Below are 16,666 nucleotides of genomic sequence, written 5' to 3'. Positions count from 1 at the left end.
TCCTGACGGGCGTCGCCCGTTCTGGGCCGTGCGAGGATCGGGGAGCACACGCGGACAACGGAAGGCGGATCGTGGCCGAGCAGCTCTACGCCACCCTGAAGACCAGCCACGGCGACATCGAGGTCCGGCTGTTCCCGAACCACGCGCCCAGGACGGTCAGGAACTTCGTCGAACTCGCGCAGGGCGAACGCGAGTGGACACACCCGGGTACCGGCGCGGTGAGCCAGGACAAGCTCTACGACGGCACGATCTTCCACCGCGTCATCAGCGGCTTCATGATCCAGGGCGGCGACCCGCTGGGCAACGGCATCGGCGGCCCCGGCTACGAGTTCGCGGACGAGTTCCACCCGGACCTGTCCTTCAACAGGCCCTACCTGCTCGCCATGGCCAACGCAGGCCCCAACACCAACGGCTCGCAGTTCTTCATCACCGTCGTCCCGACAGTGCACCTGAACCGCAAGCACACCATTTTCGGCGAGGTCACCGACCTGGCCTCCCAGAAGGTCGTGGACGCCATCGCCGCCGTGCCGACGACGCTTCCCAACAACCGTCCCGTCGACGACGTCGCCATCGAGACGATCGTCGTCGACAAGCGCCAGAGCTGAACCCGGGAACCAAACGCCCCGCTCGTCCGTAAGGAAGAGCGGGGCGGGGTATTGCCGGGGGACCGCCCACGACCAGCAAGGGGATCTGATGGACCAGGCCGCAGGCAGCGCGCAGGACGCCCGGAGCCTGCCCGTGTGCTACCGGCACCCGGACCGCGAGACCGGTGTGCACTGCACCCGCTGCGAGCGCCCCATCTGCCCCGAGTGCATGGTCAGCGCCTCCGTCGGCTTCCAGTGCCCCGAATGCGTCCGCGGCGGCTCCGGCACGGGCCACTCCCCGGCCGCCTCGATCCCGCGCACCGTCGCCGGCGGCACCGTCGCGGCCGACCCCCGCCTGGTCACCAAGATCCTCATCGGGATCAACCTGGCCGTCTTCCTGCTGCAGATGTCCCTGGGCGACCGCTTCACCAACCGCTTCGAGCTCATCGGCCACGCCTACACCTACTACCTCCCCGGAGTACAGGGCATCGCGGAGGGCCAGTACTACCGCCTGCTGACCGCGATGTTCCTGCACGGCGGCTACACCCACATCGCGTTCAACATGCTCAGCCTCTGGTGGATCGGCGGCCCCCTGGAAGCCGCCCTCGGCCGCGCCCGCTACATCGCCCTGTACGTCGTCTCGGGCCTGGCCGGCAGCGCGCTCACCTACCTGATCGCCGCGCCCAACCAGCCCTCGCTGGGCGCCTCCGGGGCGATCTTCGGACTCTTCGGCGCCACCGCCGTCCTGATGCGCCGGCTCAACTACGACATGCGGCCGATCGTCGCGCTGCTGGTGATCAACCTGATCATCACCTTCAGCCCGGGGATGAGCATCGCCTGGGAGGCCCACGTCGGCGGTCTCGTCGCCGGCGTCGTCACCGGCTATGCCATGGTCCACGCCCCGCGCGACAGACGGACGCTGATCCAGTACGGCACCTGCGCCCTGGTACTGGCCGTCGTGGTGGTCCTGACACTGGTCAGGACCGCTCAGCTCACCTGATACCGAACCGTTGTCCACAGTGTGTGCCGGATCTTGTGCACACGGTGCGGGCACAGGTGTGCCCCCTGTCGCTCGGATGTGTTTTCGCAGGTCGGACAGGGGGCGAACGCGTGTGTGGAGACCGGTAGGGCAGTCACACCGGCGTCAACGGCCGATGAGTTATCCACAGATCGTAGTCTTTTCCCCAGGAGGGGTGTGGACAGCGAGCCGAGGCTGTGGATAACTCAGCGAACAGCCGTGGGCAGAGCTGCCGCCGACATGGGCGGAGCTGCCGTGGCGGCGGCTACTTCCACTGCGTGGAGACGCCGAACCCGGCGGCGATGAAGCCGAAGCCGACCACGATGTTCCAGTTGTCCAGGCTGTCGATCGGCAGCGAGCCATTGCTCACATAAAAGACGACGATCCAGGCCAGGCCGATGAGGAACATGGCCAGCATGACGGGCGCGACCCAGGCACGGTTGGTCAGCTTGATGGCCTGTGCCTGCTTCGCGGGCGGCGGCGTGTAGTCGGCCTTCTTGCGGATACGTGACTTCGGCACGAGGGTCTCTCCTGTCGATGCGCTGCGTGGCCGCGCAGGTAACTGGGTCGGTCCGGGGCAGCGTACAAGGGGACACTGAGTGCTCCCCCGGGCGTCCGTTAGCGTAGTGCTTCCGCGGCGCCGAAGGAGATAAGGGTACGTTGAGCAATTCTGCCGACTCTCCCGGGACGGGATCAACGGGTCCCGGCCCCGCGCGTGGCCCGCGTCTGCGTCCGGTGCGCATTCTCACGGCTGCCGTCTTCGCCCTGGCGGGGCTCATCTTCGTCACCAGCTTCAACACGGCCAAGGGCACGGACATCCGCAAGGACTCCTCCCTGCTGAAGCTGTCCGACCTGATCCAGGAGCGCAGCCGCAAGAACAAGGAGCTGGACGAGTCCAGCGCGGCCCTGCGCGATCGGGTGGAGTCGCTCGCGAAGAGTGACGGCGGCAGTACCGAGGCCCAGGACCGCAGGCTCACCGGGCTGGAGAAGAGCGCGGGTACCCAGGAGCTCACCGGCAAGGGGCTCACCGTCACCCTCAACGACGCCCCGCCGAACGCCACCGCCAAGCTCCCCGGCTACCCGGAGCCGCAGCCCGACTACCTGGTCATCCACCAGCAGGACCTGCAGGCCGTGGTGAACGCTCTGTGGCAGGGCGGCGCCCGGGGCATCAAGGTCATGGACCAGCGGCTGATCTCCACCAGCGCCGTCCGCTGCGTCGGCAACACCCTGATCCTCCAGGGCCGTGTCTACTCGCCGCCCTACAAGATCACCGCGGTGGGGGACCCGGACAGCCTCCAGCGGGCGCTCGCCGCGAGCAAGGCGATCCAGACCTACATGGTCTACGTCAATGTCTACGGGCTCGGCTGGAAAGTCACCGAGGACGGCGCGGTGACTCTGCCGGGCTACTCGGGCACAGTGGATCTGCACTACGCGAAGCCCGTGCAGTAGCCGTCCGCCCAGGAGCCGCCGGTGCGCGTGATCGTCAGGACTCTCAGCGAACTGTGCATCACCGTCGGCACCCTGATCGTGCTCTTCGTCGCCTACGTGCTGTTCTGGACCGGCGTGCAGGCCGACGGGGCCATGAACGACCAGATCGACCGGCTGCACGAGCAGTGGTCGAAGGGGAGCGTGCACCCCTCGGGGGCAGGCGGGGCTTCGGCGGGCGCGCCCGGTCCGGCCGTCTATCACGTGGGCCGGGCCTTCGCGATCATGTACATCCCGCGGCTCGGTTTCACGTGGAACAAGCCGGTGCTGGAGGGCACCGGCACCGATGTGCTGAAGAAGGGCCTCGGCCACTACGCCGCAACGGCCCGCCTCGGCCAGGAGGGCAACTTCGCGGTCGCCGGCCACCGGCGCACCTACGGGGACCCCTTCAAGGACTTCCCCCGGCTGCGGCCCGGCGACGCGGTGGTGCTGACCGACGGAACCACCTGGTTCACGTATCGGATCGACAAAGGGCCCTACAAAACCGTCCCGACCGACGTTGAGGTGATCGACCCTGTGCCACGTAAGTCGGGGTACACGCGTCCGGGGCGGTACCTGACGCTGACGACGTGCGATCCGGAATGGGGGCACAGTCACCGGTTGATCGTCTGGGGACACCTGGACTCCACACAGCCTGTGGACAAAGGCGAACCGAGGGCTCTGCGCCGTTAGTCTGGTGCTGTACGGCCTGAGTCAGGTGCCGTGGTGGAACGGAAGGGACGGCATGTACGGCTGGATCTGGCGGCATCTGCCGGGCAATGCGTGGCTGAAGGCGTTCATCTCACTCGTCCTGATCCTGGCCGTGGTCTACCTCTTGTTCCAGTACGTCTTCCCCTGGGCCGAGCCGCTGCTGCCCTTCAACGATGTGACGGTGGACAACCAGTGACTGCGCGGATTCTCGTCGTCGACAACTACGACAGCTTCGTCTTCAACCTCGTCCAGTACCTCTACCAGCTGGGTGCCGAGTGCGAGGTGCTGCGCAACGACGAGGTGTCGACTGCTCACGCCCAGGACGGTTTCGACGGTGTGCTGCTGTCGCCCGGGCCGGGGACGCCGGAGGAGGCGGGCGTGTGCGTGGACATGGTCCGGCACTGTGCCTCGACCGGGGTGCCGGTCTTCGGGGTCTGTCTCGGCATGCAGTCGATGCAGGTCGCGTACGGCGGTGTGGTCGACCGGGCGCCCGAACTGCTGCACGGCAAGACGTCCCCGGTGGAGCACGGGGGCAAGGGCGTCTTCGCCGGGCTGCCCTCCCCGTTCACGGCGACCCGCTACCACTCGCTGGCCGCCGAGCCGGCCACCGTGCCGGCGGAGCTGGAGGTCACGGCCCGTACGCACGACGGGATCATCATGGGCCTGCGGCACCGTGAACTCCCCGTCGAGGGCGTGCAGTTCCACCCCGAGTCGGTGCTGACCGAGTACGGGCACCGGATGCTGGCCAACTGGCTGGTGGAGTGCGGCGACCAGGGTGCCGTGGCGAGGTCGGCGGGGCTCGCCCCGGTGGTGGGCAGGGCCACGGCGTGACCGCGCTGCGCCCCGAGCGCGAGGACTTGTACGGCGAGGGACCGTACGAGTCCTACGGCCGTGTGCCGTACGCGAGCGCGGGCGCCCCTGACACGGCGCAGATGCCCATGGTGGCGCCGGTGGACGAGGAGACGATGGCGCTGCGGATCCCCGATCCGCTGCTGGGGCCAGGGAGCGAGCCCGTACGGGCCTCTGGGGCCCCGTCGGCCTCTTCCGCCACTGGATCTCCGCCGGGTGGCCGTGCGGCCCGCAGAAAGGCCGCCAAGCGGCGTGGTGGCCGTCATGGCGGGCACCGGGAGCCGGTGGGTCCGTCCGGGACTGCGTCGGAGTCCGGGCCGGGGCGGCCGCTCTCCCGGGTGGAGGCCCGGCGGCAGGCGCGGCTGCGCAGGCCGGGCCCGGGCGTCGTCGCGAGCCGGGCGATCGGCGAGGTGTTCATCACCACCGGCGTGCTGATGCTGCTGTTCGTCACCTACCAGCTGTGGTGGACGAACGTCCGCGCGCATGCGCAGGCGGGCAGCGAGACCCATCAGCTGCAGAACGACTGGGCCAGCGGCAAGCGCAGCCCCGGGGTGTTCGAGCCGGGGCAGGGTTTCGCCATCCTGCACATCCCCGCGCTGGACGTGGTGGCGCCGATAGCGGAGGGCGTCAGCAACAAGAAGGTGCTCGACAAGGGCATGGTCGGGCACTACGGCGAGGGTGCGCTGAAGACGGCGATGCCGAGCGCGAAGACCGGCAACTTCGGCCTTGCCGCGCACCGCAACACGCACGGCGAGCCGTTCCGGTACATCAACCGGCTCAAGCCCGGTGATCCGGTGGTGGTCGAGACACAGGACACGTACTTCGTGTACAAGGTGACCTCGACGCTGCCGGTGACCCCGCCGTCCAACACCGGTGTGCTGAGCCCGATCCCGCGGGGTTCGGGTTTCACCGAGCCGGGCCGCTACATCACCCTCACCACCTGTACACCGGAATTCACCAGCAAGTACCGGCTGATCGTCTGGGGCAAGATGGTCGAGGAACGCCCGCGTACCAAGGGCAAGCCGGATGCGCTCATCGAGTAGGGGCTAAAGGAACAGTGGCAGCGACCGCCGACGACACCGAAGAGCACACGGATTCCTCCGGCGCGGCGCCGGGCGCGCCCGGCCGGCGTCCCGGCCGGATCGCGATGGCGGTCAGTGTCTTCGGTGAACTCCTGATCACGGCGGGCCTGTTGCTCGCCCTGTTCGTCGTCTACTCCCTGTGGTGGACGAACGTCATAGCGGATCGCAAGGCGCACAAGGAGGCAGAGAAGGTCCGTGAGCACTGGGCCCACGCCGCCGATTCGGGTCCCGGTGCGCTGGACACCAAGGACGGCATCGGTTTCCTGCACGTGCCGTCGATGAAGAACGGCGAGGTCCTGGTCGAGAAGGGCACGGGCACGGACGTCCTGAACGACGGTGTGGCCGGCTACTACACGGACCCGGTCAAGGCGACCCTGCCGATAACGGGCAAGGACGGCAACTTCGCCCTCGCCGCCCATCGCGACGGCCACGGCGCGAAGTTCCACAACATCGACAAGGTGAAGAAGGGCGACCCGATCGTCTTCGAGACGAGGGACGACTGGTACGTCTACAAGGTGTACTCGATCCTCCCGGAGACCTCGAAGTTCAACGTCAAGGTCCTCACCTCGGTCCCCAAGGAGTCCGGCAAGGAGAAGCCGGGCCACTACATCACCCTGACGACGTGCACGCCGGTGTACACGAGCGAGTACCGGTTCGTGGTGTGGGGCGAGCTGGTCCGGGTGCAGAAGGTGGACAGCAAGCGGACGTTGCCCAAGGAACTTCGTTAGCGTGACGCTCTGTCTCGCTTGACGTCGAGCACGTCGGTGCCGTTCAGCACGCCGTCGCGCAGGGTCTTCGATCCCAGCAGTGCCGATTCGTTGATCACGTTCTGCCCCGTCGGTTCGTCGTGGTCGTCCGACCGGGGCAGCGACTCGACCCCCACCCCGCCCGGTCGACGAGCCGTGTCATATGAAGAAACGACCGGCAGGGGCACTGTCGTGCGCGCGGTGAGGTCGTCAAAGACGTGGGCCCCTGCCGGGAAGTCCCGGCAGGGGCCCATGCACAGGTGCGGGCGTCAGCCGGTGCCGCCGAGGAAGCCGCCGCCGCCGTCGTTGCCGCCGTTGTTCCCGTTGCCGTTCTGACCGCCGACGGTGATCAGGTTGACCGCGGAACCCTTCTGGACCGTGCTGCCCTGACCCGGGTCCGACGTGAAGACGATGGCGTTGTCGTCCTGCGAGCCCTGGATGTTGCCGACCTGAAGGCCGGCCTGCTGCAGCAGGTTCTTGGCGTCCTTGAGCTTCTGCCCCTGGATGTTCGGGACCTGGACCGGGCCGTTGTCCTGCGCCTTGCCGACGCTGATCGTCACGGGGGTGTTCTTGACGACCTGCTGGCCCGCCTGCGGGTCGGTCGAGATGACCTTGCCGTCCTGATTGGGGTCGTTGGTCGGGGTGTCGGCGCAGTTCGGTGTCAGGCCCAAGCCCTGGAGCTCGGCCTTGGCGTCGTCGCAGGACTTGCCGACGAGGTCGCCGGGGATGGTGACCTTCTCGGCGGCCTTGGCGACCGTGAGGGTGATCGTGGTGCCCTTCTGCTTGCTCGCGCCGCCCGGGGGGTCCTGGTTGATGACGACGCCCGGTGTCCGGTCCGACACCTCGGTCTTCTTGTCGACCGTGAAGCCCTTGGCCTTGAGCTGGCTCTCGGCGTCGGCGAACTGGATGCCCTGGACGTCCGGCACGGTGACCGTCGGTGCCCCCTTCGACACGACGAGGTTGATCGTGTCGCCCTTCTTCACGTCCGAGCCCGCCGTGGGGTCCTGGGAGCAGACGTTGCCCTTGGGCTGCTTCTCGCAGGGCTTGCGGGTGATCTGGCCGAGTTTCAGGTCCGAGTTCCGGGCCATCTCCTTGGCGGTGTCATAGCTGTTGCCGACGAAGTTGGGGGCCTTGACGCCCTCGTTGTTGTTCTTCCCGTCGAACGCGTACTTACCGATCAGGATCGCGCCGACCAGGACCAGGAGGCCGGCGACGACGAGAAGGATCGTGGAGGTGTTGTTCTTCTTCTGCCGGCCGCGCCGGTCGGGGCGGTCGTCGTAGCCGTAGCCGTCGTCCGGGTTCATCGGCGGGAGCATGGTCGTCGCTCCGGCGCCGGCGTCCGGACGCAGGGCCGTGGTCGGCTGGTCGTCGGGGTAGCCGCCGTAGCCGACGGCGCCCATCGCGGCCGTCGCCGCGACCGGCTGGCCGTCGAGGCAGGCCTCGATGTCGGCGCGCATTTCGTCGGCCGACTGGTACCGGTAGTTCGGGTCCTTGACCAGCGCCTTCAGGACGATCGCGTCCATTTCGGGGGTGATCTCGGGATCGAAGACGCTGGGTGCCTGCGGCTCCTCGCGCACGTGCTGGTAGGCCACGGCGACCGGGGAGTCGCCGACGAACGGCGGCCGGACCGTCAGCAGCTCGTAGAGGAGGCAGCCCGTCGAATACAGGTCCGAGCGGGCGTCGACCTGCTCGCCCTTGGCCTGCTCCGGGGAGAGGTACTGGGCCGTACCGATCACCGCGGCCGTCTGCGTCATGGTCATGCCGGAGTCGCCCATGGCCCGGGCGATGCCGAAGTCCATGACCTTGACCTGACCGTTGCGGGTCAGCATGACGTTGGCCGGCTTGATGTCGCGGTGGACGATGCCGCTGCGGTGGGCGTACTCCAGGCCTTGGAGGATGCCGATGGTCATCTCCATGGCGCGCTCGGGCAGGAGCTTGCGGCCGGAGTGCAGAAGCTCACGGAGCGTGGAGCCGTCGACGTACTCCATCACGATGTACGGGATCGAGACCCCGTCGATGTAGTCCTCGCCCGTGTCGTAGACCGCGACGATCGCGGGATGGTTGAGCGAGGCGGCCGACTGGGCCTCCCGGCGGAAGCGGGCCTGGAAGGACGGATCACGCGCGAGGTCCGCGCGCAGCGTCTTCACTGCCACGGTGCGGCCGAGCCGGGTGTCATGCGCGAGGTAGACCTCGGCCATGCCACCACGGCCGAGCACCTGGCCCAGCTCGTACCGGCCGCCGAGGCGACGCGGCTCTTCCATAGCTACCTACCAGCCCTCTCCGTCGGTCCCGGTCGCCATGTGTGCGCGGCCGGAGGCTGCCGTCCGGGCCTACCGTACCCGGCTCGCTGTGTGTGACCTGGCCAAGCCCGAAACCCGATACAGGACCGGTATCGCAACGTGCAGCGATGTGAAGGGGACGTGTGCAGGGTCACTTCTTGGAGTCGATGACCGCCTTCATGACGTTCTTCGCGATCGGCGCGGCCAGGCCGCCGCCGGAGATGTCGTCGCGGTGGGCGCTCTCGTCCTCGATGACCACGGCCACGGCGACCGGCGAGCTGCCGTCGCTGAGCTTGGCGTAGGAGATGAACCACGCGTACGGGTTCGCGCTGTTCGCCACACCGTGCTGGGCGGTACCGGTCTTGCCACCGACCGTGACGCCGCCGCCGATCTGGGCCTTGGTGCCGGTGCCCTTCGTGACGACCGTCTCCATCATCTGCTGCAGGATCTGCGCGTTCTTGGGCGACAGCGGCCGGCTCATCTCCTTCGGCTCGGTCTTGGCGACCTGGTCGAGGTTGGAGGACTGCAGCTCGTCGACCATGTACGGCTTCATCAGCTTGCCGTCGTTGGCGACGGCCGAGGCGATCATGGCCATCTGCAGCGGGGTGGCGGCGGTGTTGTACTGGCCGATGGAGGACAGCGCGGTCTGCGACTGGTTCATGTGGTCGGAGAAGACCGAGGCGTTCGAGCGGACCGGGGTGAACTGCTCGGAGTCGAAGCCGAACTTCTTCGCCTCGGCCAGCATCTTGTCGTTGCCGAGGTCGGCGCCGATCTTGCCGAAGACGCTGTTGCAGGAGATGCGCAGCGCCTCTTCCATGCTGACGTTCTTGCAGGCGATGTTGCCCTCGTTCTTCAGCGGGGTCGTAGTGCCCGGCATGATCCAGGGCAGCGGCGACCTCGTGGGCGAGGTGGCGTCCGTGTACAGCCCGTTCTCCAGCGCGGCAGCGGCCGTGACCACCTTGAACGTGGAGCCCGGCGGGTAGGTCTCACGCAGCGCCCGGTTCAGCATGGGGTCGGCGGGGTTGTTCTTCTTCTGCAGCGCGTTCCAGGCCTTGGCGTCCGTGGTCGTGGAGTTGCCGGCGAAGGACGAGGGGTCGTACGACGGGTAGGAGGCCAGCGCGAGGATCTTGCCGGTGGACGGTTCGAGCGCCACCACCGCGCCCTTGCCGCCGCGCTCCTTGAGGCCGCTGAACGCCGCCTTCTGCGCGGCCGCGTTCAGCGTGGTGACGACGTTGCCGCCCTGCTTCTGCTTGCCCGTGATCATGTCGAGGGTGTTGCGGAAGAAGAGCCGGTCGTCGTTGCCGGTGAGGATGCCGTCGTTCAGCTTCTCCAGCTGGCTGCTGTCGAACGCCTGCGAGGAGTAACCGGTGACCGGGGCCCACATGGGCCCGTCCTTGTAGGTGCGCTTGTACTTGAAGTCGCCGTGCTTGGACTCGACGGAGCCGGTTATCGGGTTGCCGTCGACGATGATGTCGCCGCGTGGGTTGGCGTAGCGCTCGATGGTGACCCGGCGGTTGGCCGAGTCGGTGCGCAGTGTGTCGGCCTTGACGTACTGGAGCCAGTTGTCGCGGATCAGCAGGGCCAGGACGAGGAGTCCGCAGAAGATCGCGATCCGGCGCAGGGGCTTGTTCATGACGGGCGGACCACCTGGGTCATCTCGGCGTCGGGGTTGCTGGCGGGCGTGGGCGCCGGGCGGCGGGCGGTGTCGCTGATGCGGATCAGGATGCCGATCAGGGCCCAGTTGGCCAGCACGGACGAACCGCCGTACGCGACGAACGGCAGCGTCATACCGGTCAGCGGGATGAGGCCCATCACACCGCCGGCCACGACGAAGACCTGGAGGGCGAAGGCGCCGGACAGGCCGACGGCGAGCAGCTTGCCGAACGGGTCGCGGGCGGCGAGGGCGGTACGTACGCCGCGCTCCACGATCAGGCCGTAGATCAGCAGGATCGCCATGACGCCGGCCAGGCCCAGCTCCTCGCCGAAGGTGGCGAGAACGAAGTCGGAGTTGGCCGCGAACTTGATCAGGTCCGAGTGGCCCTGGCCGAGGCCGGTGCCGAGGGTGCCGCCGGAGCCGAAGGCCCACAGGGCCTGCTGCAGCTGGTCGGAGTGGAGGATGCCGTCGTGCGTGACCTGGCGGCTGAGCTTGTATTCGCGCATCGGGTTGAGCCAGGCCTGCACACGAGTCTGGATGTGCGGCTCGAAGCTCGCCACGCCGACCGCGCCGACCGCGGACATCAGCAGGCCGAAGACGATCCAGCTGGTCCGCTCGGTGGCGACGTACAGCATGATCACGAACATGCCGAAGAACAGCAGCGAGGTACCGAGGTCGGTTTCGAAGACCAGGATGAGGATCGAGATCGCCCAGACGACCAGGATCGGGCCGAGGTCGCGGCCGCGCGGCAGGTAGAGGCCCATGAAGCGCCGGCTGGCGAGGGCCAGGGCGTCACGCTTCACCATCAGGTAGCCGGCGAAGAAGATGGCAAGGACGATCTTCGCGAACTCACCGGGCTGGAGCGTGCCCAGGCCGGGGACCCGGATCCAGATCTTGGCGCCGAAGACGTCGGCGCCGAGGCCGGGCACGAGCGGCAGGATGAGCAGGACCAGGGCGGCGAACATGGAGATGTACGTGTAGCGCTGCAGGGCGCGGTGGTCCTTGAGGAAGATCAGTACGGCGACGAACATGGCGATGCCCAGCGCGGTGTACAGCAGCTGGCGGGGCGCGGCCTGTGCGAAGTGGGGCAGCGACTGGAGCAGCTTCGACTGGTCGAGGCGGTAGATGATGACCAGGCCGAGGCCGTTGAGCAGGGTGGCCAGCGGGAGCAGCAGCGGGTCGGCGTACGGTGCGAACTTGCGCACGCCGAGGTGGCCGATGCCGGCCATCAGGCCGAGGCCGAGGCCGTAGCTCAGCAGTCCCGCGGGCACCTGGTCGCTGATGGCCAGGCCCACGTTGGCGTAGGCGAACACCGGGATGGCCACGGCGAAGATCAGCAGGGCCAGTTCGGTGTTGCGACGGCTGGGGGCACCGATCGCGCCGATCGTGGACGTGTGGTGCGACGAATTCGAAGTACTACTGCTCATCGTGTGACGGGGCCTCTCACGGCTTGCTCACTGCTTGCCGCACTGATCGACGACCTTCTGCTCATCCTCGGAGAGGCTCGGGCCGGGGTGGGGAGTGGCACTCGCGGACGGGGTCGGGGGCTTGGCGGTGGACGACTTGGACGCCGACGGGTTCGGCGTCGGTGAAGCCTTGGACGTGAAGGAGGAACGGGTGGTTCCCGTGGTTCCTCCGGCCTCGCCCTGGCCCGTGCGCGCGTTCCGCTCGCTCTCGGCGGCCGTGCGCTCCGCCTGCTTCTTGCACGCGGAGGCCTGTACCGCCAACGTCTCGATCTTCGTCTGGGCCTGCTGCAGACCGCCCGCCGCGATCGTGCTCTTGACCTGCTTCTGCTGGTAGGGCGGCAGGTACTTGAGTTCGATCTCGGGGTGGTCCTTCTCCACCTTCGACAGCGACACCCAGGCCAGGTCCTGGCTGATGCCGCGGTACAGCGCGACGTGCTGGTCGCTGGCGCCGACGTAGTACTGCGTCTGCGTCCAGCGGTAACCGCCGTACAGGCCGCCGCCGATGACCGCGAGGGCGAGGGCGCCGTACAGCGTTCCCTTCAGCCATCTGCGGCCCTTGCGCGGCTTGACGAAGTCCTCGTCGGAGTAGTCGCCGAAGCTGCCTGCGGGCGCATAGCCGGCCGGGTCGCCGGAGCCGGGCGGGCCGAACTCGCCGCCGCCCTGCCGGCGGCCCTGGCGCCCGAGGTGGGAGGCGCGGCCGGCCGGGGTCTGCATGATCCCGTTGTCGTGCAGATGGTGCTGGTTCTCGGCCACGGCCCCGACCACGACCGGGGTGTCCGACAGCTGCGCGGCGAGGGTGTCACCGGTGTCCAGGTCGAGGACGTCGGCGATGATCACCGTGATGTTGTCGGGTCCGCCGCCGCGCAGTGCGAGCTGGATGAGCTCCTGTACGGTCTCCTGCGGGCCCTGGTAGCTGGCGAGGGTCTCTTCCATCGTCTGGTGGGAGACGACGCCGGAGAGGCCGTCGGAGCAGATCAGATAGCGGTCGCCGGCCCGGACCTCGCGGATCGACAGGTCGGGTTCGACGTGGTCGCCGCTACCGAGGGCGCGCATCAGCAGGGAGCGCTGCGGGTGGGTGGTGGCCTCTTCCTCGGTGATCCGGCCCTCGTCGACGAGCCGCTGCACCCAGGTGTGGTCCTGGGTGATCTGGGACAGCACGCCGTCACGCAGCAGATACGCCCGGGAGTCGCCGACGTGCACGAGGCCGAGCCGCTGCCCGGTCCACAGCAGGGCGGTGAGGGTGGTCCCCATGCCCTCCAGCTGGGCGTCCTCCTCGACCATGGAGCGCAGCTGGTCGTTGGCGCGCTGCACGGCGGTGCCGAGGGAGGTGAGGATGTCGGAGCCGGGCACGTCGTCGTCGAGCGTGACCAGGGTGGAGATGACCTCGGAGGAGGCGACCTCGCCGGCCGCCTGGCCGCCCATGCCGTCGGCGATGGCGAGCAGGCGGGGACCGGCGTAACCGGAGTCCTCGTTGCCCTCGCGGATCATGCCTTTGTGCGATCCGGCGGCGAAGCGCAGTGACAGACTCATACGCACCTCACCCGTCGGTTCCGGGTACAGCCGGTCGTGTCGAGCCACACTGCCCACCCTCCGGTCGGGAGCCGCCGGAGACCGTGGTGCGGCCTGCCGCTGCGTGCTCGCTCCGCTCGCTCATTGTCGTACTACTTCCGCAGCTCGATGACGGTTTTGCCGATGCGGATCGGCGCGCCCAGCGGGATCGGTGTGGGAGTCGTCAGCCGGGAACGGTCCAGGTAGGTGCCGTTGGTGGAGCCGAGATCCTCGACGATCCACTGGCCGTCGCGGTCCGGGTAGATCCTGGCATGCCGGCTGGAGGCGTAGTCGTCGTCCAGCACGATCGTGGAGTCGTGTGCCCGGCCCAGGGTGACGGTCTGGCCCTGCAGCGCGACGGTGGTGCCGGTCAGTGTGCCTTCGGTCACGACCAGCTTGGAGGGGGCGTTGCGGCCGCGCCGGCCACCACCGCCGCCCTGCTGGCCGCGCTGCTGCGGCGGCGCGGCCTGTTGCCGGGCCGCCTGCTGCGGGCGCGCGGCTTCCCTACGCGATCCGCGCTGGGTGACGCGCGTACCGAACAGGTCGCTCCGGATGACCTGTACGGCCACGATCACGAACAGCCACAGTACGGCCAGGAAACCCAGCCGCATGACCGTGAGGGTCAGCTCTGACATTGCCCCCGCTTCACCCTTCGGCTTGCCGGTAAATGATGGTGCTGCTGCCCACGACGATCCGCGAGCCGTCGCGGAGCGTAGCGCGAGTGGTGTGTTGCCCGTCCACCACGATGCCGTTGGTGGAACCGAGATCCTGGATCGTCGAGGGCGTTCCGGTCCGGATCTCACAGTGCCGGCGCGAGACGCCGGGGTCGTCGATCCGCACGTCGGCGTCGGTGCTGCGGCCCAGCACCAGCGTCGGACGGGAGATCTGGTGGCGGGTGCCGTTGACCTCGATCCAGTAGCGGGTGCGTCCGCCGCTCGCCGGGCCGGCCGCGGGCCGCTGGCCGGCGGGCTGGGGATAGCCGTAGCCGCCGGGGCGGGCGCCGGACGGCGGCGCCGAGGGCATCGGGGGCGCTCCGGCGGGGGCGGCCGGCGGATAGCCGTAGCCGCCCTGGGCACCCTGAGCGCCCTGGCCGGGCCGGCCTGCGGGCGGTGCCGGAGGGGCGCCCTGCTGGTCGGAGGAGGAGGCGAGGGTGCGCGAGCGCACCCGGTACAGACCGGTGTCGAGGTCGTCCGCCTTCTCCAGGTTGACCTTGATCGGGCCCATGAAGGTGTAGCGCTGCTGCTTGGCGTAGTCGCGCACCATGCCGGCCAGCTCGTCGCCGAGCTGTCCGGAGTAGGGGCTGAGGCGCTCGAAGTCCGGTGCGCTCAGCTCCACGATGAAGTCGTTGGGGACCACGGTCCGCTCGCGGTTCCAGATGGTGGCGTTGTTGTCGCACTCCCGCTGGAGCGCACCGGCGATCTCCACCGGCTGGACCTCGGACTTGAAGACCTTGGCGAAGGTGCCGTTGACCAGACCTTCGAGACGCTGCTCGAACTTCTTCAGGACTCCCATGGGGCACCTCCTCCATCGCTGCCGCTGTGTCTTGCCCTGCTCTGTGCTGCTGTCCTGCCCGGTACTGCTTACTGATCGTATCTACGCGCCCGGCAATCAGCCGGTTCCCCCAGCGGCTCCCCTTCGAACTCTTTCCGGCAAGGATCGTAGAGGGGGTCGAGGACCAGTGTCCCGCACCCGGCTGTGGACCTGCTCCGCCTCGTGGGCAGATCCCCGGGACCGGTACGAGGTTGATACGTGACCAGGCATGTGTCGAGACGTGAGCGGGTACGGGTACGGGCTCGGGTGCCGGGAAAGGGATGTGAACCCACCCCGTACGGCGTGCTAATGTTCTGGATGTCGGAAGGGGCCAGCCCAGAAGGGCGGGAAACGGAAGACACACCCAATGCGCGGGTGGCGGAATAGGCAGACGCGCTGGATTCAGGTTCCAGTGCCCGCAAGGGCGTGGGGGTTCAACTCCCCCCTCGCGCACAGACGGAACGGGTCTCTGCAGGTGACGAAAGTCACCGCAGGGGCCCGTTTCTCGTTGTGTCCGGGTTTGTGAGGGATCGCACAGCCTGGCGAGGAAGTAGCCGGCCCCGTCCGTGAGCTATGTCACGGGCGGGGCCAAGGCTTTTGCCGCGGATGATGTCGTTCTGTTACCCGATCCGGCTTGGCCGGGCGGCGGGTGCGGGGTCCGACCGGGTCCGGGTCTTCGGTTCTCCTGTCCGGCGGCGGTGCATCTTCGGCAGGCCGGTGCCGGACGCCGACTGTGCTCCCGGGCGACCGCCGCCGTACGGCAGGCCTGCCCTTCGGGGGCGTCTTCGTGGGCCCGAAGCCGGAGTTCTGGCGGGCGGGCGCCCTCGCTCTGCCGGAGTCCGGCGCCCTCGGTGCGGACCGGCTCCCTCAACTGGAGGGGGCGCGGGAGCACATCGGCTCCGAACCGCCGCCGCAAGCGCTGAACGTCTTCCTTCTCGTCCGGTCCCGCCCGTACGGCATCGTCGGGATGGGCGGCCGTCGCCCCAACGGCCTTGTGGGCGTGTCCCGTTCGCCTGCCGGTGGGGATGACCTGATCGGGCTGGATCCGCCCGACGGACTCGCCGTTCTCCTCTCCCGGTGCCGCAGCGCGGTGCGGAGCAGGTCGTCGGTGATGAGCGGTGGCCGGCCGCCGTGCTTGCCGCGTGCCCCTGCGGGAGGCCGTGCCGAGCCCGTCCGGCGTCGACTCCGGGACGATCTCCCGATCGGTCCGCGCCGTCGCCGCGAGGACGGCACTGGCCTTCGGCGCCAGGGCGGCGTCGGTAGGGCAGCGTCGGCTGGGCGGCTCGGTAGGGCAGCGTCGGCTGGGCGGCGTCGGCAGAGCAGCGTCGGCTGGGTGCGGGCTCGGCCCGCGGCGGGCGCTTGCGCCCATGCGGGCGGCTTGTGGACCGGATCTGCGAAGTACCACATATGTGACGTATGTGGCAATATGGCATAGGTGCATGTGTGGCATTTGGAGCTGAAGACGGGCGAGAGGAGTGCGTCATGATCGCCAAGTTGCTCGGCAGACTGTCCTTCACCCGCCACTACGGTGCGTACGGTGCCCACGAATGGGACGCGTACGCAGGCGAGGACTGAGTCCGACCACACTGTCGGGGGGGGCCCCCCCGCGCCCCCCCCCCCCCCCCCCCCCCCCCCCCCCCCAACCCCCCCCCCCCCCCCCCCCCCCCAACCCCCCCCCCAACCCCCCCCACAAAAACCCCCCCCCCCCCCCCCCCCCCCCCCCCCCCCCCCCCCC

The 16,666-nt window shown here is 68.7% G+C and carries 15 protein-coding genes and 1 tRNA gene; 9 read left to right on the top strand and 7 right to left on the bottom strand.

Annotated elements, in window-relative coordinates:
• The first annotated feature begins 71 nt into the window (after positions 1 to 71).
• Together ACFZCP_RS23405 and ACFZCP_RS23400 are read left to right on the top strand one after the other, a co-directional pair.
• Positions 72 to 605 (top strand): peptidylprolyl isomerase, encoded by a 534-nt coding sequence (locus ACFZCP_RS23405; RefSeq protein ID WP_391429605.1) that lies wholly within the window; start codon positions 72 to 74, stop codon positions 603 to 605.
• Positions 606 to 693: 88 nt separating this feature from the next.
• Positions 694 to 1,584 carry a rhomboid family intramembrane serine protease gene (locus ACFZCP_RS23400; protein WP_362688780.1) on the top strand — a complete coding sequence of 297 codons (891 nt, stop codon included), beginning with the start codon at positions 694 to 696 and terminating at the stop codon, positions 1,582 to 1,584.
• Between the two features lie 283 nt (positions 1,585 to 1,867).
• Here the strand turns inward: ACFZCP_RS23400 and crgA are convergent, their stop codons facing one another.
• Positions 1,868 to 2,122 (bottom strand): cell division protein CrgA, encoded by a 255-nt coding sequence (gene crgA, locus ACFZCP_RS23395; protein ID WP_067299185.1) that lies wholly within the window; start codon positions 2,120 to 2,122, stop codon positions 1,868 to 1,870.
• Positions 2,123 to 2,262: 140 nt separating this feature from the next.
• On the opposite strand from crgA, the gene ACFZCP_RS23390 reads away from it, so the two are divergent.
• From ACFZCP_RS23390 to ACFZCP_RS23365, 6 genes are read left to right on the top strand one after another with little or no spacing between them, the layout of a single operon-like run.
• Positions 2,263 to 3,051 (top strand): DUF881 domain-containing protein, encoded by a 789-nt coding sequence (locus tag ACFZCP_RS23390; RefSeq protein ID WP_391429601.1) that lies wholly within the window; start codon positions 2,263 to 2,265, stop codon positions 3,049 to 3,051.
• A gap of 21 nt (positions 3,052 to 3,072) precedes the next feature.
• The gene (locus tag ACFZCP_RS23385) at positions 3,073 to 3,759 is read left to right on the top strand and encodes a class E sortase (RefSeq protein WP_391429599.1); all 687 of its coding nucleotides are present in this window, start codon (positions 3,073 to 3,075) and stop codon (positions 3,757 to 3,759) included.
• Between the two features lie 52 nt (positions 3,760 to 3,811).
• Positions 3,812 to 3,973, top strand: coding sequence for a hypothetical protein (locus ACFZCP_RS23380; RefSeq protein WP_362688790.1), 162 nt, complete (start codon positions 3,812 to 3,814; stop codon positions 3,971 to 3,973).
• Complete coding sequence (locus tag ACFZCP_RS23375; RefSeq protein WP_362688793.1) at positions 3,970 to 4,608, top strand: aminodeoxychorismate/anthranilate synthase component II; 639 nt, start codon at positions 3,970 to 3,972, stop codon at positions 4,606 to 4,608. The genes ACFZCP_RS23380 and ACFZCP_RS23375 overlap by 4 nt, the downstream gene beginning before the upstream one ends.
• Positions 4,605 to 5,669, top strand: a complete 1,065-nt coding sequence (locus tag ACFZCP_RS23370; RefSeq protein ID WP_391429597.1) for a class E sortase — start codon at positions 4,605 to 4,607, stop codon at positions 5,667 to 5,669. Before ACFZCP_RS23375 ends, ACFZCP_RS23370 begins: the two co-directional genes overlap by 4 nt.
• 14 nt (positions 5,670 to 5,683) lie before the next feature.
• Entirely contained in the window at positions 5,684 to 6,436 is a 753-nt protein-coding gene (locus ACFZCP_RS23365; RefSeq protein WP_391429595.1) for a class E sortase, read from the top strand.
• Positions 6,437 to 6,723: 287 nt separating this feature from the next.
• Here the strand turns inward: ACFZCP_RS23365 and pknB are convergent, their stop codons facing one another.
• The 6 genes from pknB to ACFZCP_RS23335 all read right to left on the bottom strand — a co-directional run bounded on the left by pknB (position 6,724) and on the right by ACFZCP_RS23335 (position 14,913).
• A complete protein-coding gene (pknB, locus tag ACFZCP_RS23360) occupies positions 6,724 to 8,715 on the bottom strand; it encodes a Stk1 family PASTA domain-containing Ser/Thr kinase (protein ID WP_391429592.1) in 1,992 nt (663 codons plus the stop codon).
• A 169-nt stretch (positions 8,716 to 8,884) separates the two neighbouring features.
• The gene (locus ACFZCP_RS23355; RefSeq protein WP_391429590.1) at positions 8,885 to 10,366 is read right to left on the bottom strand and encodes a penicillin-binding transpeptidase domain-containing protein; all 1,482 of its coding nucleotides are present in this window, start codon (positions 10,364 to 10,366) and stop codon (positions 8,885 to 8,887) included.
• A complete protein-coding gene (locus ACFZCP_RS23350; RefSeq protein WP_391429588.1) occupies positions 10,363 to 11,814 on the bottom strand; it encodes an FtsW/RodA/SpoVE family cell cycle protein in 1,452 nt (483 codons plus the stop codon). Before ACFZCP_RS23350 ends, ACFZCP_RS23355 begins: the two co-directional genes overlap by 4 nt.
• Before the next feature lie 27 nt (positions 11,815 to 11,841).
• Positions 11,842 to 13,383 (bottom strand): Stp1/IreP family PP2C-type Ser/Thr phosphatase, encoded by a 1,542-nt coding sequence (locus ACFZCP_RS23345; protein ID WP_391429586.1) that lies wholly within the window; start codon positions 13,381 to 13,383, stop codon positions 11,842 to 11,844.
• Positions 13,384 to 13,514: 131 nt separating this feature from the next.
• Complete coding sequence (locus tag ACFZCP_RS23340) at positions 13,515 to 14,036, bottom strand: FHA domain-containing protein (RefSeq protein ID WP_391429584.1); 522 nt, start codon at positions 14,034 to 14,036, stop codon at positions 13,515 to 13,517.
• Between the two features lie 10 nt (positions 14,037 to 14,046).
• Complete coding sequence (locus tag ACFZCP_RS23335) at positions 14,047 to 14,913, bottom strand: DUF3662 and FHA domain-containing protein (RefSeq protein WP_362688819.1); 867 nt, start codon at positions 14,911 to 14,913, stop codon at positions 14,047 to 14,049.
• Between the two features lie 387 nt (positions 14,914 to 15,300).
• On the opposite strand from ACFZCP_RS23335, the gene ACFZCP_RS23330 reads away from it, so the two are divergent.
• Positions 15,301 to 15,384 (top strand) — tRNA-Leu (locus tag ACFZCP_RS23330).
• Positions 15,385 to 16,666: the final 1,282 nt, after the last annotated feature.

The sequence above is a fragment of the Streptomyces sp. NPDC007971 genome (assembly GCF_042958635.1).
Lineage (GTDB): Bacteria > Actinomycetota > Actinomycetes > Streptomycetales > Streptomycetaceae > Streptomyces.
The sequence above is the reverse complement of the archived record's forward strand: the minus strand, read 5'-3'. Positions and strand labels throughout refer to the sequence as shown.